The sequence below is a fragment of the Corallococcus sp. CA041A genome (genome assembly GCF_003612075.1).
GTDB lineage: Bacteria > Myxococcota > Myxococcia > Myxococcales > Myxococcaceae > Corallococcus > Corallococcus exiguus.
Genome location: NZ_RAWF01000001.1, coordinates 86,758 through 107,137 on the forward strand (window position 1 = coordinate 86,758; position 20,380 = coordinate 107,137).

The window sequence follows — 20,380 nt, forward strand, 5'->3', positions numbered from 1 at the left end:
CCCGGAGGCGCGCGAGGCTTCAGCCCAGGTCCTTCAGGGCCTCGCGCACGGCGGACAGGTCCGCGGGCAGCTCCACCGGCGGGTTCGCGTGCGCGGCCTTCACGTCGCTCAGCGTCTGCCGGTGGTAGCCGACCTTGAAGTCCGCGAACTTCAGCCCGTGCGCGGTGGCCACCACCGCGACGCTGGAGCCCTTCGCCATCACGCCTGACGCGACCAGCTTCTCCACCGCCGCCAGCGCGACGCCCGTCTGCGGACAGGCGAAGGTGCCCTCGCGGTCCGCCCGGGCCGCCGCGTTGGACAGCTCCGACTCCGTCGCCTCCTCCACCACGCCGTCGAACGCGCGCAGCATCCGCACCGCGCGGCGGAAGGACACCGGGTTGCCAATCTGGATGGCGGACGCGAGCGTCGCTCCCGCCTGCATGGGCACCAGCTCCTGGAAGCCGCCCCGGAAGGCGCGCGCCAGGGGGTTCGCCCGCTGAGCCTGCGCCACCGCGATGCGCGGCCGGCGGGTGATGAGCCCCAGGGTGAAGAGCAGCTCCAGTCCCCGGCCCAGGGCGCTCGCGTTGCCCAGGTTGCCGCCCGGGATGACGATCCAATCCGGCGGCTCCCAGCCCAGGTCCTGGCACAGCTCGATGGCGATCATCTTCTGGCCCTCGATGCGCAGCGAGTTCATCGAGTTCGCCAGGTACAACCCCGTGTCCGCCGTCACCGCCTGCACCAGCTTCATGCAGCCGTCGAAGTCCGTGTCCAGCGACAGCACGCGCGCCCCGTTGGCGATGGGCTGCACCAGCTGCGCGAGCGACACCTTGTTCTTCGGCAGGAACACCACCGCAGGGATGCCCGCCGCCGCGGCGTACGCGGACAGCGCCGCGGACGTGTCGCCCGTGGACGCGCACGCCACCGCGCGGATGGGCGTGCCGCGCGAGCGCAGGTGCTTCACCGCGGACACCAGGACCGTCATCCCCCAGTCCTTGAAGCTGCCCGTCGGAGAGACGCCGCACTCCTTCAACATCAGCGAACCCAGCCCCAGCTCCGCCGCCATGCGAGGCAGCGGCTTGAGCGGCACCCGCCCCTCGCCCAGCGAGACGATGTCCTCCACCGGCAGCTCGGGCAGCGCCCACTCGCGCTTGCCCCAGACGCCGGAGCCGTCTGGCAACCGCGACGTCGCGAAGCGGGACTCGAAGCGGCGCTTCCACTCCGCCGCGGGGATGGCGCGCAGGGCGGCCTCGTCGTGGGCCACCTCCAGCAGGCCTTCACAGCGCGGGCAGCGGTAGACGACGTCCCACAGCGAGGCGGTGAAGCCACAACCCTCGCTGCACGCGTAGCCCGCCTTCAGCGCTGGAGCCGTCACGCCTCCACCTCCACCTTCGTGCCGCACGCCACGCACGGGCGGCCCGGCCTGGACGGCACGTGGCACGAGGGACAGGGCACGCGCTCGTCCTCGTCCCCGCCGCCGCGCTTCGCCGTCGCGGGAGCCGCCACCCGGACCCGGGGCAGCCGCATGCCGCAGCCATCACACAAGAGGCCTTCCGCCTGGACATTGCGGCAGTAGCGGCACGTCACCGCGCCCACCGGGGCAGCGGTGCGCACGCCGTCGTCCTGCGCGCGGCCCGTGTCCAGGTCCGTCATCTGCGCGACGGGCACGTCGCCCGTGGCGCCCGAACGGGTCAACTCCAGGTCGGGCACGACCATCGCCGGCAGGTCCGGCCCCGAGCGCAGCCGCGTCAGGTCCAGCTCCGGCAGCGCGGGCGCGTCCACCGGCACACGGCCTCCCGCGTGGTGCGTCAGCTCCAGCTCCGCCAACGGGGCCACGACAGGCGCGGGGATGTTCATGAGGCCGGGGAAGCGCTTGCCGCAGCCTTCGCACTCTTCGCCTTCCGACTGCACGTGGTCGCAGACCGGGCAGATGATCATGGGCGGGACGTTACCGGTCCCCTCACCGCTCGGCAACGCGACCCCGGGACGCGAAGGAGTGGGCATGCAGGCGTGCGGCCTGTCGCACCCGCTCAGCTCGGGGCGGAGCCCAGTCCCATCATGGGGACGAAGCGCACCGGCAGCAGGCGCTCCACCCGGGGCAGCATCCCCGGCTGTCTCCGGCGGATGCGCAGCAACTCCTGCGGCTCGTTCACGGAGCCCACGGGGATGACCATCCGCCCCCCGGGCCTCAGCTGGCGCAGGAGCTCCCGGGGGATGTCCTCTGGCGCGGCGGTGGCGATGATGGCGTCGAAGGGCGCGGCCTGGGCCCAACCCTGGGAGCCGTCACCCTCCCGGTAGAACACGTTGGTGAAGCCCAGCCGGTGGAGCAACCGCCGGGCGGGCCGGGCCAGCTCGCGGACGATCTCCACCGTGAAGACCTCGCGGGCCAGCAGTGCCAGCACCGCTGTCTGGTAGCCGGAGCCGGTGCCGATTTCGAGCACGCGCTCACAACCGCGCAGGCGCAGGGCCTCGGTCATCAGGGCCACCACGTAGGGCTGGCTGATGGTCTGCCCGTGGCCGATGGGCAGCGGCACGTCCTGATGGGCCGAGTCCCGCGCGTCCAAGGGCACGAAGTCCGCGCGGCTCAGGTTGGCGATCGCCGCGAGCACCCGTCGATCCCGGATGCCCTGCCGCGCCAGATACTCCGCTCGCCCCCAGTCTCCCATCGCGTACGCCCCCCGTGGTCCTCCAGCCAGGAAAGTAAGCACGACGACAGTCCGGGACAATCCAGGGGGCGGGCGCGGGCCTCCTCGGGCCTACCCCACCCGGGCAAGCGCGAGCCGGCCCTCCCAGCGCTCCTCCAGCGCCTTCACGAGCCCCTGGTGGTCCGGCTTCTGGAGCTGGGGGTCGGCGTCCATGATGCGCCGCGCTTCCGCCTGGGCGAGCGACAAGAGATCGCCGTCGCGCACGAGGTTCGCCACGGCCAGCTCCGGGAGGCCGCTCTGCCGCGTGCCCAGGAACTCGCCGGGGCCGCGGATCTCCAGGTCCTTCTCCGCGATGACGAAGCCGTCGCTGCTGCGCTCCATCACGCCCAGCCGCTCGGTGGACTCCCAGGAGCGCGCGGCGCCCGCGACGAGGAAGCAGTAGCTGGCCGCGGCGCCACGGCCCACGCGTCCGCGCAGCTGGTGCAGCTGCGACAGGCCGAAGCGCTCCGCGGCCTCCACCACCATGACGGATGCGTTGGGCACGTCCACCCCCACCTCCACCACCGTGGTGCAGACGAGCAGCTGGATGCGCTTGTCGCGGAAGGCCTCCATCACGGCGTCCTTCTCCTCCGGCTTCATGCGCCCGTGCAGCAGGCCCACGCTGGCGTTGGGGAACACCACCTGGAGCTTCGTCGCGCCCTGGGTGGCGTCCTCCAGGTCCAGCTTCTCCGACTCCTCCACCAGCGGATAGACGACGTAGGCCTGGTGGCCCTTGGCCAGCTCCGAGCCCACCGCTTCGTAGACGCGCGCGCGCTGCTCGTTGTTGAAGACGCGCGTGGTGATGGGCGTGCGGCCCGGCGGCAGCTGGTCGATGATGGACACGTCCAGGTCGCCGTAGAGCGTCATCGCGAGCGTGCGCGGGATGGGCGTGGCGGTCATCACCAGCACGTCCGGCGTGAGCCCCTTGCTCATGAGCGTGTGGCGCTGGAGCACGCCGAAGCGGTGCTGCTCGTCGATGACCACAAGCCCCAGCTTCTGGAAGGACACGCCGCCCTCCAGCAGCGCGTGCGTGCCCACGGCGAGGTGGATGTCGCCCTTCGCCACGGACTCGCGCACCTCGCGCTTGTGCTTCGCGGTGCCCGCCGCGCTGATGAGCCCCACGCGGTAGCCCAGCGGCTCCAGGATGCGGCGGAAGGTGCGCTCGTGCTGTTCGGCCAGGATTTCGGTGGGGGCCATCACCGCCACCTGGTAGCCGTCCTGGAGCGCCACCATGCCGGCCACCAGCGCCACGGCCGTCTTGCCGCTGCCCACGTCGCCCTGCACCAGCCGGTTCATGGGCTCCGGACGCGCCATGTCCCGGGCGAGGTCCCCCACCACGCGCGCCTGCGCCCCGGTGAGCTGGAAGGGCAGCGCGGCGCGGGCCTTGTCCAGCCGCGCCGGGGTGACGTCGAAGGCGATGCCCTCCTCCGCCTTGATGCCCTGACGCTTGAGGGCCATGCCCAGCTGGAGGAAGAACAGCTCGTCGAACGCGAGCCGGCGGTGCGCGGGGCTCTGGTGCGCGTCCAGCGCCTCCAGGTCCGCGTCGTCGGGCGGGAAGTGGATGAAGCGCAGCGCGTCCGGCAGGCCCATCAGGTGATAGCGGCGACGCAGGTCCGCGGGCAGCGGCTCTTCCAGGTGGTGCGCGTGCTGTTCGCTGATGCGCGAGGTCAGCTCGCGGAAGGAGCGCTGCTCGCCGCGCTCGAAGCCCGGGTAGACGGGGACGATGCGGTGGAAGTGGACGGAGGTCGTGTTCTCCAGGTCCTCGGCGGGCTCCAGCTCCGGGTGGGCCATCTCCCGGCCGTTCATGGAGGCGCGCACCTCGCCGGAGAGCACCAGCTGCTTGCCCACGGAGAAGCGGCTCTTGAGCCACGGTCCGGCGTTGAAATAGGTGGCGGCGATGCTGCCGGAGCGGTCCCCCACGACGGCGCGGAACATGCGCTTGCCGCCGCGCCCCGGGACGAAGTCGGCCGTCTTCACGGTGCCCACCGTCACGCCGCGCTCGCCGGGGATGAGCTCCGCGATGGTGCGCAGCTTGCGGCGGTCCTCGTAACAGCGTGGCAACAGGAACAGGATGTCGCCGGTGCGGCGCAGGCCCTTCTTGTCGAGCACCGCGACGAGCCGCGGCCCCAGGCGCTTGCCCAGCGTCTTGAGCGGCGCGGACAACGGGCCGGTGCGCGGCGCGATGGACAGCAGCTTCGCCTCGGAGCGGGACGCCTCCGCGCCCACGGCCTTGGCCTTCTTCTTCCGGGCCTTCTCCGCGGGAGCACGGTCCGCCGGCGGTGCGCCCTTGCGAGGCTCGGTGCTCGCATTGGGCTTCGCCCCCGGAACACGGGCCGCCGCACCCGCGGGAACGGCTGCGTTCCGGGCCGCGGCCATGCGCGCACCGTAGGGCTGGGCGTCACCTTGCGCGGGGCCCATCGCGGCAGCGCCCCGGGAGGCCGCCATGCGTGCGCCGTAGGGCACCGGCTCGCCCTTCACGGGACCTGCGTTCCCACCTTGGGGACCCGCTCCGGGCGAAAGCGAAGCTGCACGGGCCTGCGGCTGCCGGGATGCGGGCGCTGCCGCCGGAACGCCACCGCCCACCTGCGGCACGGGGTCCTGCGAACGCCACGGCGGCACGGTGTTGCCACGCGCCTCCACCGTCCCTGGCGGCGGCGTCAACCGGCGGCGCGGCGGCGCGGCGTTCAGCTCCCCTTCCAGCACGTGCGCACGCTCCGGCGACCGGGGAAAGCCCGCCGCCACGGCGTTGATCTCCCCCGTGACGACCACCCGCTCCAGCTCCTCCGGCAGCACCACGCCGCTGAGCTTCAGCGCGCCCAGCACCTGGCGCAGCGCGGCCTTGCGGTGCTCCGGCGGCGCGGGCGGATCCACGTGCGGCAGCGCCGCCCTCAAGTCCTCCAGGGCCCGCGCGTCCACGCCCCCGGCCGACGCCAGGGTGCGCTCCATCAACGTGCGCAAATCCCGCACGATCCCGAGCTGGGCGAAGTCACGCTGACACGCGTACTTGAGAGGTCCAACGAGGCTGGCGAGCGGGTGGTTCACGCGGGATTTCCAGCCTCCATCCTACGAAGCGCTCTGACGTCGCAGGGAAAACGAAACCGGGGGAGCGAGCCCAGGCCCGCCCCCCCGAAGGACACCCGGCCAGCCGGGCTTCAGCGCTAGCTGGCCGACTCTTCCTGCGGATCCTCGAAGCTGATGGCCGTGACCTCCAGCTCGCGCACGCCGCCGGGGCTCTGCACCGTGGCGACGTCGCCCACCTTCTTGCCGATGAGCGCGCGCGCCACCGGCGAGGTCACCGCGATCCACCGCTTCTTCAGGTCGGCCTCCGTCTCACCCACCAGGCGGTAGCTGATGGTCTTGTCGTTCTCCGTGTCCACCAGCTCCACGGTGGCGCCGAAGATGACCTTGTCGCCGCCCAGCTTCGCCGGATCGATGACCTCCGAGCGGGCGATCCAGTCGCCGAGGGTCAAGATGCGCCCCTCGATGTGCGACTGCTTCTCCTTGGCCGCGTGGTACTCCGCGTTCTCTCGCAGGTCGCCGTGCGCACGCGCGACCTCGATCTCACGCGAAATCTTGCCCCGCTCCACGGACTGGAGGTGCTTCAGCTCGTCCTTGAGCTTCTGCAGACCGTGGGGGGTCATCGGGATGTTGTCGCTCCCGCTCATCGAACCACCGCTCCTTCCATCACCTGGCTGCGCATCGGGGGTCTGGCGTTCCCTCCTGGAACCCGACCCGCGACTCGAAAGGGTCAATGTAGGGAACGAGTGACTGGCCGGTCAACGAAAGCCTTACAACCATCGTCCGGTAGTGGCTGGGCGCCCGACGGCCGACCCGTTAGGCTGCTCCACGTGCTGTCCGTCCAGGAATTGCGCGCACTCGCCTCCGCCCTCCCCGTGGGCGCCTTCCAGCATCAGCTGGGCCCCTTCGCGCTGGTGCAGCGTCCGCCGTCGGAGCTGTCCGCCGCCGCGCTCGCGCCCACCCGCATGGCGGACCCCGGCGACGTCGAGCAGGGCATGCTCGCCCTGCTCTTCGAGTTCGACGATTTGCTCGTCGCCACCCTCCCCACCCTCCGGGATTCGGAGGTGCTCCGCATTGGCCGCAGGCTGGACTGCGAGCTGGTGCTGGACGATGCGTCCGTGTCCAAGCAGCACGCGGAGCTCAAGTGGAGCCGGGCGGCGGGCCGCTGCACCGTGCGCGACCTGGGCTCCACCAACGGCACCTTCGTCAATGCCAGCACCATCGGGCAGCGCGAGGTGCCGCTCCGGGGCGGCGACATCCTCAGCTTCGGCAACGTCCAGTTCTGGTACCTGCTCACGGACGCGCTGCATGAACGGCTGCGCGTGGGCGCGGCCTCCGGCCTGGGCTCCCACTCCGGCTGAAGGCCGCCCGCGCTCACCTCACGGACAGGCGCCGCAGTCCGCCGCGCACGCGTTGTACGAGTTGGACGCTCCGCAGGACTCCGTCACCTGGCAGGTGCCATCACCGCACACAAACAGGTCCGAGTCGCGCACGCGCGTGGTGAGCGGCTGGAAGCTCACGCCGCCCACCGTGCAGCTCGCGAAGGCCGTTCCCGCCTGCGTGCACACGTCCGAGCATCTGCCCACGTAGACGAGCGGCGCGCACGTCATGCGAGGCATCCCGGAGCCATCCACCACGGCGCACGCGCGCGTGGTGCTCTGGGTCGCGTCCAGGGGCGGGTTCTGGCTGCCCGCGTAGAGCCCCTGCCCCTGAAAGAGATTGCCGAAGAAGCACGACTCCGGCCGGGCGAAGGTGGCCAACTCACCCTCGGAGGCGGGGATGGCCACCCCCAGGCCGTCCCGGCCCAACACGGAGATGGGCACGCTCACGCCGAAGGGATTGCTGTGCGCCGCGAGGCACGCGGAGACGATCTGCTGTTCCGCCTCCGTCGCGGGCGCCCCTCCGGCCCAGCCCGGCGCCAGGCCCAGCAGGCCCGTCCACGTGTGCACCGTGTTCGTCTGCGCATCTGTGTACGTGCGCGTCTGCCCTTCCGGGATGGCGCAGCGCACGATGTAGCGCATGACCTCCGCCGCGAGCGCCGGATTCGCGCCGTACCACGACGCGAAGGCCGTGGATGACAAGCCATTGAACGACAGCCCGTTGAAAGACAGCCCGTTGAAAGACAACCCATTGAATGACAGCCCGTTATACGAAAGGCTGTTGTAGCTGAGAGCGGACTGCTCCTGCGTGGCCAGCGGATCCGCTGGCACGGGCTCCCGGCCGCCCGGGTCACAGCCCGCGCCCAGGACGGCCACAGTCAGTCCCCACGCCCACCATGAGAGCCCCCCCGCGCCACGACGACGCCCGTTCTCCACGTTCCCCATGTGTGCAACCTCCTGCTGCCGCGGGCGCTCCAGCTAGACCCACGAACATTTGGACAAGGAGGGCGTCAAAGACAAACGGGCGAGCAGCGCCCCCTCACGCACGAAAAGTGCGACCACGTTGTACGTGTGGCAAGGCGCGAGAGGTGCGGGAAACGCGGGAGCGAGGTCAGGGCAGACACTCCGGGCGTCTGGGGTTGAACGCGTGGGCCGGCGTTCATCCAGGAACGTGAAGGCCGTGGCCCTCCGGGGCGAGGATACGTGTCCCCACCCCGGCGCCACGGCCGTCCGTTCCTTCCGCTGCGCGGCTGGGATTAGCGCTGGGCCTGGGTGCCGATCTTCACCTGGGACTTGTTCAGCTTCAGGCTGCCCAGCTCGCGGTTGATGTTGGCCAGGTCCGACTGGGTGAGCTGCTGGCCCTCTTCATGTCCGCCCGGGGGGCCGCCCTTGGGAGGCTTGCCTTCGGGGGCGACGGCGCCGCCACGATCGGGATCCACCAGGGACGTGCCGCCACCGGCCTCCACCGACGACAACGCCTTGAAGCCGGCGGTGGTGCTGGCCGCCTCTCTCTGCGTGAGCTGCTTCACCAGCGTGAGCTTCCCGCTGCCCCGGTCATACCGGTACATGCGGGTGCCCTTGGCGCCTTCATCCACGGCCACGTCCACGGTGCCGCTGGACTTCGCCTTCGCCGGGCTCGCGATGGGCTTCGCCGGGGCGAGCTTCACCTGATTGTTCTGGGCCCTCGCCGGCTGGGCCCCTGCCTGCGCCGCCGACAGGGCGACAACTCCCACGGCCATGCTTCCCACTGCGGACTTCCAACGCGTGATCATGAATCCTCCCGGTGCCCTTACGCGCGGCGGCGCGGATATTCGCCGGGAGTCTATTCGAACGCGACCAGGTCCTGGACCCACCGGGGGCTGCCCTGCTGGAGCCACCGTGCGCGGGTGTCCCGGAGCGCCTGGGCAGGCGGAGTGCCTCGCCGCAGCGAGTCCACCAGCGACTGGAAGAAGGCACCGGCCTCCACGTCCGGCACCTCCGTGGAGGGCGCGACCACGGCCCGCGCGCCCGCTTGAATCAGCGCGGACGGCAGGCTGGACACCGCGTGGTAGCGCCACGCGCCCACGTTCGCGTCGCAAGCGGCCAGCATCACCACCGGGGTGCCCCGGAGCGTGTGCCCTTCCAGCTCCTCCGCGGTGAGCGCGTAGCGGCCGGCCGCGTCCGGGGACAACGCCAGGAAGGCCGCGTCGGACACGGTGCCTGAGAGGCCGTGCGTGTGCAGCTCCACCTCCGTGGCGTCCTCCATCTCCGCGAGGACCGCCTCCGGCGTCGCCGCGCGGCCCCGCAGGTGGACATCGCCCTGCCCCGTCATGCCCTTCCACGGCATCAGGCGAGGCAACCCCAGCGTCGCGGGCGGCTCCACGTCCGACACCACCAGCCGCTTTGGCACGGGCGCCGAGGCCGGAGCCTCCACGCGGTGGCCGCCCGGAGCCAGGTAGCTCCACGCACGGTCCCCGGGCAGCAGCCCCGGACGCCCCAGGAGGATGGGCTCGGCGAGCACTCGCACCACGTCGCAGCCGGCGAGCACCTGCAGGAGTTTCTCGGGCACCGCGGGCACCTGTTCGCGCAGGGGCTGCTTGAGGGCGTGGAGGTACAGGCCGTCGCTCGCGCCGGTGGGGCCTCGGGCGACGAAGAGCATCCGTTCATCCTGGCCCGCCAGCGCCAGCAGGCACGACGTGGGCGCGGTGCGGTCCACCTCCTGCGCGAGCAGGTCCACCGCGGGGCCCCATTCCTTCGCCCGGCCCGCGTCCATCACCAGCACGTGGTGGCTGTGGGCCCAGGCCTTGCGCGCCTCGATGTCGGTGGAGCGGTGGAGCACCGAGCCGGTGATGACCCCGCGCAGGAGCTTCTGGCCGTCTTCACGGTCGCGCTCGATGAGGATGCGCCCTTCGATGTGGTCCACGAGCAACCGCTCGCCGGTGGTCAGCGACGGGTCCTCGCGCAGCACGCGGATGCGCTCGCGCACGCGGTCCAGCTCACGGCCCGGCACGGTGCTGCCCTCCAACCGCAGCAGGTCTCCCGCGACGGCGACCTCCAGGAGCGTGGGCGCGGTGGGACAGGTGAGCGAGTCCTGCACCTCGCGCCGGGCCCGCTTCGCGTCCAGGTCCTCCACGAAGAGGAGCGCCCGTGCGTGGTGGTACTCCGACCGGCGTGCGCAGTCCTCCGGCGCGTGCTGGACGAACTCGTCCAGGTAGGCACGGGCGAGCGCCGGGGCGTGGCTCAGCCGCGCGCTCGTCACCAGGTCGGACAGGAGCACCTCCTCCTGGAACCAGCTGTCGGTGCGGAACGCCTCTTCCAGCGCGGAGCGCGCCAGCGACCCGGCCTCGTGGCGGCGATCCATCCGGTTGTAGAGCGCCGCCAGGTGCCGCTGGAGGTCCACGCAACGGTCCTGGAAGCCCGCGCTCCGGCACGCCGCCAGCCCGTTCTTGAGGGACGTCTCCGCCGTCTCCATGTCGCCCCGGGCCTGCGCCGCCTGGGCCCGGCCCCGGGCGAGCGGAGCGTCGTACCAGGCGGGCTCACCGGACTGACGGACCAGCGTCGCCAGCTCGTCGACGAAGCGGTCCTCCTGGTGGAGCAGCAGGATGGCGCCCAGCAACAGGTCGCGCTCGCCGGAGCGCCGCAGCCGCGCGAGGAACGCGTCCACCTCCGCGCCCTGCAGCGAATGCGTGCCGGCCAGCAGCTCGCGGTAGGTGTTGGCCAGCGGGCCGCGCTTGCTGAAGTCCGCCGCCGCCACGCGCGTCGCGTAGGCGCTCGCGGTCTGGGTGTGGGTGACATCGTCCAGCAGCGCGGCCAGCGGGGCCAGCGTCTTCACGCGCTCCACGGACGGGGCCGCGCGCAACGCGTGGTAGAGGTACAGCCGGGCCAGGTCCGGGTTGCGCCGCGCCATCGAGCCCGGGTACGGCGTGCCTTCCAGCGCCAACTCCATGCCGGCCGCGTTCATGGCCTGCCACGAGTCCCGACGCGCCAGCGCGCCCTTGCGCAGGCCGTCCGCGCGCTCGGTGGCTTCGGTGCTCCAGCCGGGCTCCTTCGCCAGCGCCACGCGGGAGAACTCCGCCGCGGCGGCCAGCTCCAGCGAGAGCGCCTGGAGCGCGAGGCCCCGGTTCCAGTGCAGCCGTGCGTCGTCCGGAGCGGTCTCCAAGCCCCTCTCCAGAAGCGTCAGCGCGCGCTCCGGCTGGGCACGGCCCAGGGCCGCCAGCGACAGGTCGCCCATGACGGCGGGAGACGCGGGCAGCCGCTCCAGGATGCGCTCCGCGCGCTCGAAGTCCCCGGCCGCGAGCCAGGCGGTCGCGACGCCGTGCAGGTCGCCCTTCGCCTCCAGCTCCGACAGGGCCTTGAGATCCAGCTCCGGCCGTCCGTCAGCACCGCCGCGCATCGTGCCCGTGGCCCGGTAGTCCACGAGGCCCGGGTGACTGAGCCGGCCCTCCAGCGGGCGCGCGGAGGCCAGCGCGAAGGGCAGCGCACGCTCTGTCTCCGTGGAGCGCCATGGACGTCCCACCAGCAGCACCGCGAACACCACCGCGGCGGCAGCGGCCGCGAAACCCGCCACACGGCGGCGATCCCACACTGCACGGCCGCGCGGGCGAGCGGACGGGGAGCGCGTCCCGGCATCGGACGCCGGCTCGGACCGGCTTCCCGTCCCGGGAACGGCACGGAGTCCTGAACCCGCGGAGCCGCCTTCCGAACCAGCCGAACCGGGGGACGCCGCGGGCCGTGCGCCCGTACCGGGAGGCCTCACGGCTTCCCCGGCGCCGGACACGGCACGCGCGTCAGCGGCGGCCTGCACGAGGAGGCTCGCCTGCACCTGGTCCTCCAGGCCGGCCTGGCACTCCGCGCAGGTCGCGAGGTGGGCCTGGAAGGCCTCGGCCTCTTCTGGCGGAAGCTCCCCGTCCACGAAGGCGGCGAGCTGTTCACACGAGACGGTCACGCCGGGCCCCCCGCGGTGCCTTCCCGCGCGAGGAGCAGCTCCTTGAGCTTCTTGCGTGCGCGGAACAGACGGGTGCCCACCGTCATGGACGGGATGCCGAGCCGTCGGCCGATCTCCGCGTAGCTCTGTCGCTCCATGTCCTTCATGCGGACCACCTCGCGCAGCTCCGGGGGAAGCTGTTCCACCGCCTTCCACACGTCATCCAACGTGTAGCGCGCCCATGTCTCCGGGGCGGCTTCGGCCTCCGCCAGGGTGTCCCCCATCGCGTCGGTGAATTCCTCCTGGGGGTGGCGCCGGTCGTGCCGGCACCAGTCGAGGAAGCGTCGAACGAGGATGGACGCCAGCCACGCCATGGGAGGCGCGGACCGGTCATACGTATGAAACGCGCGGAAGGCCCGCTCGTAGGTCTCCTGCAACAAGTCCTTCGCGTCCGCCGGGTTGCGGCCCCGGCAGAGGATGCGGGCCCGCTCCTCCAACGCCGGAGCGCACCGCGCGATGAGCGCCTGGAACTCCGCGGCGTCCCCACGGGAGGCCGAAGGCACCTCCGGCTCGGATGCGGAGGACTCCCCGGGCGGGACGGCGCGGGGCGATCGCGGGCGGAAGACCACGGGGGCGTTCCTAGCAGGAGCCGCCCCGCCCGCGAAGTCCATCGACACCCTCCCAAGCGCTTCCCACCCGACAGGTGGGAGGCCCGGGATGGCAGGCAGGAGGGCTAGCAGGGGCCGTTGCCGATGCGAACGCCCGTACGTACCCGGGCCTTGAAGACCCCCAACGCCGCTCCGAAGCCCGTGACGCGAATCTTGCTGTAGCCGGACCCACCCGTGCCGATGTTGACGCGCAGCGAGCAGAAGGCCGACCAGAAGGGGGTGGCCGGGTACCAGGTGCCCGTGGTGCTCACCGAGCCCAGTCCCCACCAGACGCCGTTCGCGTAGCCGAACGCGGCGCCGGTAATCGCCACGCCCTTGCAGGCGCTCTCCGTGACGTTGCTCGACGCCGGGATGACCTCCACGAACGGCTGGGCGTATTGGCCCCCCAGGCCGTTGATCTCCGTCACGAAGCGGTGGACGCAGGACGGCTGATCATAGGTGCCGTCGTTGGAGGCCGCCGACATGTCCGCGTACGAGCAATGGGGGAAGACGGCATTGATCGAAGCGCCGTCCGGCTGCGCCAGCACCACACCCGAACCCACGCAGGACTCGTCGATGCCCTGCTCCTGGCTGGCGACGGACTCGTCCACGACCTCGGCGCCAGGGGCCTCTTCGTCGAGCGGTCCCCCACAGGCGGTGGCGAGCGAGGCGGCGAACACGAACGCGGCGGTAGGGATGAAGCGCATGGGTGACTCCGGAAGAGGGAGCCCATCCGCGGGCTCCTCCCTGTTACGTCCGGTGTCGCGCTTATTCCCCCGCGCCATTTCCACGCCGTTTTTCGGCCGTGCTAAGGCACCGCGCGTGGACATCGACAAGCCCTACCTGCTGTTCCTGGGAGACGTGAGGGATCAGCTCGCGGCCAAGACGGCGCACGGCATCGTGGACTGGCGGCCCGACTGGTGCGTGGGTCAACTGCGCCTCCCGGGCTGCGTGGCGGACTGTGGCCTGCCGGACATGGACATCGCCCAGGCGAAGGCAAAGGGCGCGCGCACGCTGGTGGTGGGCGTGGTGAATCCGGGCGGCGTGCTGGCGGACGCGTGGGTGGACACGCTGGTGCGGGCGATGGAGGCCGGGATGGACGTGGCCACCGGGCTGCACAAGCGTCTGTCTTCGTTCCCCGCCGTGGCGGCCGCGGCGGCGAAGCACGGGCGCAAGCTGCACGACGTGCGCTTCCCGGACAGGGACTTCGCCACGGGAAAGGGCACGAAGCGGCCCGGCCTGCGCGTGCTGACCGTGGGGACCGACTGCGCGGTGGGCAAGAAGTACACGGCGCTGGCGCTGGAGAAAGAGCTGCGTCAGCGCGGGTGGAAGGCGGACTTCCGGGCCACCGGGCAGACGGGCATCCTCATCTCCGGGCGAGGCGTGGCGCTGGATGCCGTGGTGTCCGACTTCGTCTCCGGCGCGGCGGAGTGGCTCACGCCCGCGAACGACGCGGACCACTGGGACGTGGTGGAGGGCCAGGGGTCGCTGTTCCACCCCTCCTTCGCGGGCGTCACGCTGGGCCTGCTGCACGGCTCACAGCCGGACGCGTTCATCGTCTGTCACGAGCCCACGCGCACGAGCATGCGCGGCGTGAAACACCCGCTGCCATCCATCCAGGACGTCATCGACCGCACGGTGCTGGAGGGCCGGCTGACGAACCCGGCCATCCAGTGCACGGGCATCGCCATCAACACGGAGCACCTGGGCGAGGACGAGGCGCTGGCGCTCCTGGAGGCCACCGGCCGGGCGCATGGCCTGCCCTGCGTGGACCCCCTGCGCACGGGCGCGGGCCCCCTGGCGGACGCGCTGGCGAGCCGCTTCCCGCGCGGGTGACACGGGCCCCTTCTGCGAAACCCGCTCCACTGGAGCGGCTCACGGTATAGTGAGGACACCATGGGACGCATTTTCGAGACACGCAAGGCGACGATGTTCGCCCGCTGGAACAAGATGGCGAAGGTCTTCACGCGCATCACGAAGGACATCGTGATCGCGGTGAAGGCGGGCGGGCCGACCATCGAATCGAACCCCGCGCTGCGCCGGGCCGTGCAGAACGCCCGCGCGGCGAACATGCCCAAGACCAACGTGGACGCCGCCATCAAGCGCGCCAGTGGTCAGGACCAGGCCGACTACCAGATCCTCCTGTACGAAGGCTTCGCGCCGCACGGCGTGGGCATCCTGGTGGAGGCGGCCACGGACAACGTCACGCGCACCGTGGCCAACGTCCGCTTCCCCTTCACCAAGCTGGGCGGGAGCATGGGCACGGCGGGCAGCGTCTCCCGTCTCTTCGAGCGCATGGGCGCCATCCGCCTGGACGCCGAAGGGCTGAACGCGGAGGAGCTGGAGCTGGAGCTCATCGACCACGGCCTGGAGGAGATGGGCGAGACCACGGGCGAGAAGGGCGAGAAGCAGCTGCTCCTGCGCTGCAAGTTCGCGGACTTCGGCAAGCTCATGTCCGCGATTGAAGCCAAGGGCATCGCGACCGCGTCCACCCAGTCCGAGTACATCCCCCTGCCCGGCACCCTGAAGGAGCTGCCCGAGGAGCAGGCCACGGAGGTGCTCAAGCTGGTGGACATGCTGGAGCAGGACGACGACGTGCAGCACGTGTTCCACAACCTCGCCTGAAGCAACGGCCTCCGGCCCCCGTGCGCACTCCCCGGGGGCCGCTGCCACGCTCACGCGGCGTCAGAGCTGCTGAAGCTCCGCCGCGTTGATGCCCGGGATGTATCAACGCCGGCGAACGGATTCGTCTCAAACTGAAGGGACGCCAGGCCCGTACTTGAAGATTCCCCGGGCCGGAATGCGCGCTGGAGTACGAGGGGAGTCCATGTCGGACGAAGGTGACGGGCAGGACCTGCGGGATACGGTGAAGCGGTTGGAGGCGACGGTCGCGGCCCTGGAGACGCGGCTGGCGAGCCTGGAGTCCCGGGAGGCGCCGCGTCCGGTGGCCCTGCCCACGGCGGCGGCCGTCGCGGCCCCGGTGGCCGTGCCCGAGCAGCAGCGGGACCTGGAAGCGCATGTCGGCACCTACTGGTTGAGCCGCCTGGGCATCGTGGCGCTCATCATCGGCATCGCGTACCTCATCACGTACCACTTCGGGGAGCTGGGGGTGCTGGCGCGAGTGGGCGCGGGCTATCTGCTCAGCGCGGGGTTGGGTGCGTTCGGGTTGTGGCTGGCGCGGCGGCACCAGCTCTTCGGGCGCATCGTCTTCGGCGGCGGTCTGGCGCTCGCGTACTTCGTCACCTACGCGCTGCACTTCATCCCGGCGGTGCGGGTCATCGACAGCGAGGTGCTGGCGCTGGTGCTGCTCGCGGGGTTCGTGGTGGCCATCGTGACCATCGCGCACCGGATGCAGTCGGAGACGGTGGCGGGCATCGCGCTGTTCCTGGGGCTGCACACGGGGATGCTCAGCGACATCACCGCGTTCACGCTGCTGTCCACGACGCTGCTCGCGGCGGGCGCGCTGTTCTTCCTGGTGCGCAACCGTTGGGTCATCGTTCCCCTCTCCAGCCTGGTGGCGGTGTACAGCACGCACGTCGTCTGGGCGGTGCGCACGGGCCACATGGCGCCAGGTGCGCCCGAGGACGACCGGCTCCTGTTGAGCATGGGCTTCCTCTCGCTCTACTTCCTGCTGTTCACCGTGGCGCTGCTCGTGCGTCCGCGCGACCTGCCCGTGCGCGCGAGCCTCGCGTTCACGCTGCTCAACTGGGTGGGCCTGACGTCGCTGGGCGCGTACGAAGTTTCCCAGGAGCAGGACTCGCACCTCTTCGGCTTCCTCCTCGTCGTCGCGCTGGCACATGGCGCGGGGGCCATCGTGTCGAGGCTCCAGCGCGCGCCCACGGCGCTGACGCACACGTACCTGGCGCTGACGGCGGTGACGTTCGCGCTGGCCATGCCCGCGCGCTACGACGACGTCGCGCTGGTGGCTGCATGGACGGTGACGGGGTTGGTCGCGGGCCTGGCCGCGCGCGGAGTCGAGTCCCCGGTGCTGCGGGGGGTGGGCGTGCTCATCCTCTATGTGGCGCTGGGCGCGTGTGAATGGGAGACGCCGGGCCGCCTGACGTTGCTCATCGGGCTGGTGGTGGCGTTCGTGCTGGTGGAGCGCGGCGGGACGGTGCGAGTCGCGGGGCTGCCCGAGCCCGAGGCCCGGACGGCGTTCACCGCCATCTGCGCGGCGGGCGCGGGGCTGTCGCTCGTGGCGCTGGTGGGCGCGCGGATGCCCCAGGGGCTCGTCACGTTGGGCTGGGTCATCGCCGCCTTCCTCCTCTTCGGCGTGGGCTTCGCGGTGCGCGAGCGCTGGTACCGGCTGGCCGCGTTGGCGGTGCTGGGGCTCGCCTTGGGGCGGCTGGTGCTGGTGGACGTGGCGAAGCTGCCGCCGGATCAGCGCGTGGTCACGTTCATCCTGCTGGGCGTCATGCTGCTGCTCGTCTCATACACATACACGCGGCTGCGCGACCGGCGCGGGTGAAGACAGACACCAACTCGCGTTAAGCACGTTATTCCGTCATGATGGCGAAATGCGCCAGTCCCAACTCATTGCGTTATTGGCCGCCGTTCACCCGCGAGTGCTGGGCTTGATGGTCTGGGGCGTCTTCGCGACCCAGGCGGGCTGTGCGTCCCTCCCCGAGACCGAGCAGGACGACCTGGAGAGCACCACCGCCGCGGTCACCAGTGGCAACATCCTCTTCGTGGGCAACAGCTTCACGCACGGCAACGAGGAGCCCGTCTATTCGTACAACAAGGCCGCCGTCACCGACACGAACGGCTCCGGCCAGGGCGGCATCCCGGGCATCTTCAAGAAGCTGACCGTGCAGGCCGGCTTCACGTTCAACGTGAGCCTGGAGACGGCCAGCGGCCAGACGCTCCGGTGGCACCACACGAACCGGGCCTCCACCATCGGTCAGTCGACCTGGAACTCCGTCGTGTTCCAGGAGCAGAGCACGACGCCGCTGCCCACCTCGCGCGGTGGCTCGCCCACGGGCTTCACGGATGCCGTGCGCGACCTGCGCACCCTGGTGCGCGCCGCGAATCCTTCCGCGAACCTGTATCTGTATGAGACGTGGTCGTCGCCCACGTCCGTGGGCGCGCAGGGCTACCCGAGCGGGACCGCGGGGCTCCAGGCGATGCAGACCGACCTGCGTGACGCCTACTTCAAGGCCTACCGCGACCTGGGCTTCACGGGCGTCGCCCGCGTGGGCGATGGCTACATGCGCGCGGTGGACCAGAACCTGGCCGACCCGAATCCCGCGGATGGCATCTCTCCGGGGATGTTCAACCTGTGGAGCACCCAGGACAGCCGGCACTCCAGCAAGTACGGCAGCTACCTGTCCGCGGCGGTGCTGTTCGCGAAGATCACCCAGGCGGATCCCCGCGGTCTGGCGACGGGCGCCGGCAGCGCGGCAGCCGACCTGGGCATCAGCACGGCCGATGCGGCGAACCTCCACCGCATCGCCCATGAAATCACCACGCTGCCGGATCCGGTCGGCAACGCGCCCACGCGCCTGCGTGTCACTGGCGCGACCTTCACGGGCTCGGTGACGGCGGGGGCACCGGCCAACGTCACCGGCAACACGCAGCTCGCAGCGCTCACGACGTCGGAGGGCACGTTCACGAACCTCGTGGGTGCTACGGCCAACGGCATCACGAGCACCAACACGCCCAGCGCCCGGGGCACGGTGCCCGCGAACGCCAACGCGGCCTCCACCGGGCTGAGCATCCACGATGGCACGAACAACCTGAACGCCGGCCACTTCCAATTCGGCGCGGCGTTCACCACGAAGACGCGCTTCTTCATCGTGGACAGCACGCCCACTTCCACGACGCTCGGCGACGACGCCACCGTCACGCTGATCAACGCGTCCAACCAGGTCGTGGGCAGCTACTCGCTGGCGCTGCTCGCGAGCGACTTCACCAGCTCGGCGGCGGGCAACACGTCCACCGCGCTGGCGACCGTCTCGTACACCAGCGGCGTGGCGAGCCTCACCGGCAACCCGCTGGGCACGGTGCAGTCCAAGCTGGGAGGCGTGTCGTTCTCACTGGCGGACCTGGGCGTGACGGACGTCGCGAGCATCAGCACCGCCACCGGCCTGCGCATCTCCAGCGCCACGCTGGACCCGAACGTCGTCGGGCTCTACACGGTCCCTTGACGGGCGCGGCCTTAGATGTCGGTCTGCTGCCGGTCCGTCACCCGGTACTCCTGCCGGTAGGCCTTGCCCCCGCGCTCGAACGTCTCCACCACCGTGACGCCGTCCTCGGAGAGGAAGAGGCGATAGTTCGTGTCCGCCGTGGGGGTCGTCACTCCGTAGTTTCCGAAGGGAAGCTTGAAGACCACGCGCGGGGGGCGATCCGGACAACAGGCCGTCAACAGCGAGGAGGCCAGGGCACTCGTCAGCATGCCCGCGAGCACGATGCCAAGCTTCCTCATGGCTGCCTCTGGAGGCTGAGGTCCCGGTAGAGCTCTCCCGTGCCTTCCGTCGGCTCGGCTTCGAAGAGCGTGGCCCTCGCGAAGTCACCGGTCGCTCCTGCCTCCGGCCGCACGGCCCACACGTTGTAGACGGCGCCAATGGGGCCCGTGCCCTGCGCGGGGATGATTGAGACGCCATCCGCGGTGGCCGACACGAGCCGCACCCGGATGCCGTCGGCTTCGTCATTCAGCGGATCACACACCCCACCCTGGAGCTTCGCGCCCGCGAACAGGGGCCAGCCCAGCGCGAGTCCCGCGCAGAAGAGTGCCGTCGAGGCGACCTTGCGACGATGCGAGGAAGGAATTGGCATGGGATGGGAGCATGGCCGAACGCCCACGCGAAGCAACAGTCCCACTGGGGACAGGATAGCCTTCGCGCCTCCCTGCTTCCGGAGCCCTCATGAGCCTCGCCTACCTCCGACACAGCACCCTGCACCGGGGCTGCACGCTGAGCTGGTTCGTGGAGGGGGACGGTCCTCCGGTGGTGATGATCCAGGGGGTCGGCGTCGGCGCCACGGGGTGGCGGCCGCAGGTGGAAGGCCTGGCATCCCACTTCCGGTGTCTCTGCCTGGACAACCGGGGCTTCGGCGCCAGCCAGCCGCCGGGCGACGCGCTCACGGTGGAGATGATGGCTGACGACGTGCTCGCCTTGATGGACGCGCAGGGATGGAAGAGCGCGCACGTCATGGGGCACTCGCTGGGCGGGCTGGTGGCGCTGTACCTCGCACACCAGGCACGCGAGCGGGTGCGCAGCCTCGCGCTGCTGTGCACGTTCGCGACGGGCGCGGTGCCCACCCGGCTCACGCCGGGCCTGCTGCTCATGGGCCTGCGGACCCAGGTCGGCACGCGGCGCATGCGGCGCCACGCCTTCCTGCGCATGGTGCTGGCACCCGAGGAGTTGGCCCACGCCGACAAGGACGCCCTGGCGGAGCAGCTCGCGGAGCTGTTCGACCATGACCTCGCGGACCAGCCTCCCGTGGCGATGCGCCAGTTCCGGGCCATGCGGAACGCGGACGCGACTCCGTTCCTCCAGGGGCTGGCGGGCCTGCCGACCCTGGTCGTGAGCGCCACGCACGACCCCATCGCGCCCCCCACCGCCGGTCAGGCCCTGGCGGCGGGAATTCCTGGCGCCCGCTTCGTGGAGCTCCCCCATGCCTCGCACGGCGTGCCCCTGCGCTTCCCGGACCGCGTCAACGCGCTCCTGAAGGAGCACCTGGACGCCGCGGAGGGCTCCCGCCAGTCCGCCACCGCGTACCGGTAGAGCGCGCCGCTGGCCTAAGCTCCCGCCGTCCTCCCCGCCGCGCCTCGAA

Annotated in this window: 18 protein-coding genes; 6 read left to right on the forward strand and 12 right to left on the reverse strand. The window is 71.2% G+C overall.

Annotation, left to right across the window (positions count from 1 at the left end; all coding sequences use genetic code 11):
- Window positions 1–19 precede the first annotated feature (19 nt).
- From thrC to greA, 5 genes are all read right to left on the reverse strand, one after another.
- Complete coding sequence (thrC, locus tag D7V77_RS00210) at window positions 20–1,351, reverse strand: threonine synthase (protein WP_120574232.1); 1,332 nt, start codon at window positions 1,349–1,351, stop codon at window positions 20–22.
- Window positions 1,348–1,914 (reverse strand): hypothetical protein, encoded by a 567-nt coding sequence (locus D7V77_RS00215; protein ID WP_120574233.1) that lies wholly within the window; start codon window positions 1,912–1,914, stop codon window positions 1,348–1,350. The genes thrC and D7V77_RS00215 overlap by 4 nt, the downstream gene beginning before the upstream one ends.
- Window positions 1,915–2,006: 92 nt before the next feature.
- On the reverse strand, window positions 2,007–2,642 hold the full coding sequence (locus D7V77_RS00220) for a protein-L-isoaspartate(D-aspartate) O-methyltransferase (RefSeq protein ID WP_120574234.1): 636 nt from the start codon (window positions 2,640–2,642) through the stop codon (window positions 2,007–2,009).
- Window positions 2,643–2,732: 90 nt separating this feature from the next.
- Entirely contained in the window at window positions 2,733–5,702 is a 2,970-nt protein-coding gene (recG, locus tag D7V77_RS00225) for an ATP-dependent DNA helicase RecG (RefSeq protein ID WP_120574235.1), read from the reverse strand.
- A 116-nt stretch (window positions 5,703–5,818) separates the two neighbouring features.
- Window positions 5,819–6,325, reverse strand: coding sequence for a transcription elongation factor GreA (gene greA, locus D7V77_RS00230; RefSeq protein WP_120574236.1), 507 nt, complete (start codon window positions 6,323–6,325; stop codon window positions 5,819–5,821).
- A gap of 183 nt (window positions 6,326–6,508) precedes the next feature.
- Here greA and D7V77_RS00235 point away from each other — a divergent pair, with 183 nt between their 5' ends.
- A complete protein-coding gene (locus D7V77_RS00235; RefSeq protein WP_120574237.1) occupies window positions 6,509–7,039 on the forward strand; it encodes an FHA domain-containing protein in 531 nt (176 codons plus the stop codon).
- Between the two features lie 18 nt (window positions 7,040–7,057).
- Here the strand turns inward: D7V77_RS00235 and D7V77_RS00240 are convergent, their stop codons facing one another.
- The 5 genes from D7V77_RS00240 to D7V77_RS00260 all read right to left on the reverse strand — a co-directional run bounded on the left by D7V77_RS00240 (window position 7,058) and on the right by D7V77_RS00260 (window position 13,314).
- Entirely contained in the window at window positions 7,058–8,002 is a 945-nt protein-coding gene (locus D7V77_RS00240; RefSeq protein ID WP_120574238.1) for a hypothetical protein, read from the reverse strand.
- A gap of 311 nt (window positions 8,003–8,313) precedes the next feature.
- Window positions 8,314–8,829 (reverse strand): hypothetical protein, encoded by a 516-nt coding sequence (locus D7V77_RS00245; protein WP_120574239.1) that lies wholly within the window; start codon window positions 8,827–8,829, stop codon window positions 8,314–8,316.
- A gap of 50 nt (window positions 8,830–8,879) precedes the next feature.
- Window positions 8,880–11,981: a CHAT domain-containing protein gene (locus D7V77_RS00250; protein ID WP_120574240.1), complete on the reverse strand. Its 3,102-nt coding sequence runs from the start codon at window positions 11,979–11,981 to the stop codon at window positions 8,880–8,882.
- Complete coding sequence (locus D7V77_RS00255; protein ID WP_233596526.1) at window positions 11,978–12,523, reverse strand: RNA polymerase sigma factor; 546 nt, start codon at window positions 12,521–12,523, stop codon at window positions 11,978–11,980. Before D7V77_RS00255 ends, D7V77_RS00250 begins: the two co-directional genes overlap by 4 nt.
- 170 nt (window positions 12,524–12,693) lie before the next feature.
- Window positions 12,694–13,314 (reverse strand): hypothetical protein, encoded by a 621-nt coding sequence (locus tag D7V77_RS00260; RefSeq protein WP_120574242.1) that lies wholly within the window; start codon window positions 13,312–13,314, stop codon window positions 12,694–12,696.
- 115 nt (window positions 13,315–13,429) lie between these two features.
- On the opposite strand from D7V77_RS00260, the gene dgcN reads away from it, so the two are divergent.
- The 4 genes from dgcN to D7V77_RS00280 all read left to right on the forward strand — a co-directional run bounded on the left by dgcN (window position 13,430) and on the right by D7V77_RS00280 (window position 18,753).
- A complete protein-coding gene (gene dgcN / locus D7V77_RS00265; RefSeq protein WP_120574243.1) occupies window positions 13,430–14,443 on the forward strand; it encodes an N-acetyltransferase DgcN in 1,014 nt (337 codons plus the stop codon).
- A gap of 60 nt (window positions 14,444–14,503) precedes the next feature.
- Window positions 14,504–15,232 carry a YebC/PmpR family DNA-binding transcriptional regulator gene (locus tag D7V77_RS00270; RefSeq protein ID WP_120574244.1) on the forward strand — a complete coding sequence of 243 codons (729 nt, stop codon included), beginning with the start codon at window positions 14,504–14,506 and terminating at the stop codon, window positions 15,230–15,232.
- Between the two features lie 202 nt (window positions 15,233–15,434).
- Window positions 15,435–17,075: a DUF2339 domain-containing protein gene (locus tag D7V77_RS00275; RefSeq protein ID WP_120574245.1), complete on the forward strand. Its 1,641-nt coding sequence runs from the start codon at window positions 15,435–15,437 to the stop codon at window positions 17,073–17,075.
- A gap of 49 nt (window positions 17,076–17,124) precedes the next feature.
- Complete coding sequence (locus D7V77_RS00280) at window positions 17,125–18,753, forward strand: cell division protein FtsK (protein WP_120574246.1); 1,629 nt, start codon at window positions 17,125–17,127, stop codon at window positions 18,751–18,753.
- 11 nt (window positions 18,754–18,764) lie between these two features.
- Here D7V77_RS00280 and D7V77_RS00285 read toward each other — a convergent pair whose 3' ends face one another.
- Both D7V77_RS00285 and D7V77_RS00290 read right to left on the reverse strand, forming a co-directional pair.
- A complete protein-coding gene (locus tag D7V77_RS00285) occupies window positions 18,765–19,031 on the reverse strand; it encodes a hypothetical protein (RefSeq protein WP_120574247.1) in 267 nt (88 codons plus the stop codon).
- Window positions 19,028–19,381 carry a hypothetical protein gene (locus tag D7V77_RS00290; RefSeq protein ID WP_120574248.1) on the reverse strand — a complete coding sequence of 118 codons (354 nt, stop codon included), beginning with the start codon at window positions 19,379–19,381 and terminating at the stop codon, window positions 19,028–19,030. Before D7V77_RS00290 ends, D7V77_RS00285 begins: the two co-directional genes overlap by 4 nt.
- 89 nt (window positions 19,382–19,470) lie before the next feature.
- On the opposite strand from D7V77_RS00290, the gene D7V77_RS00295 reads away from it, so the two are divergent.
- Entirely contained in the window at window positions 19,471–20,331 is an 861-nt protein-coding gene (locus D7V77_RS00295) for an alpha/beta fold hydrolase (RefSeq protein WP_120574249.1), read from the forward strand.
- The last annotated feature ends 49 nt before the right edge of the window (window positions 20,332–20,380 follow it).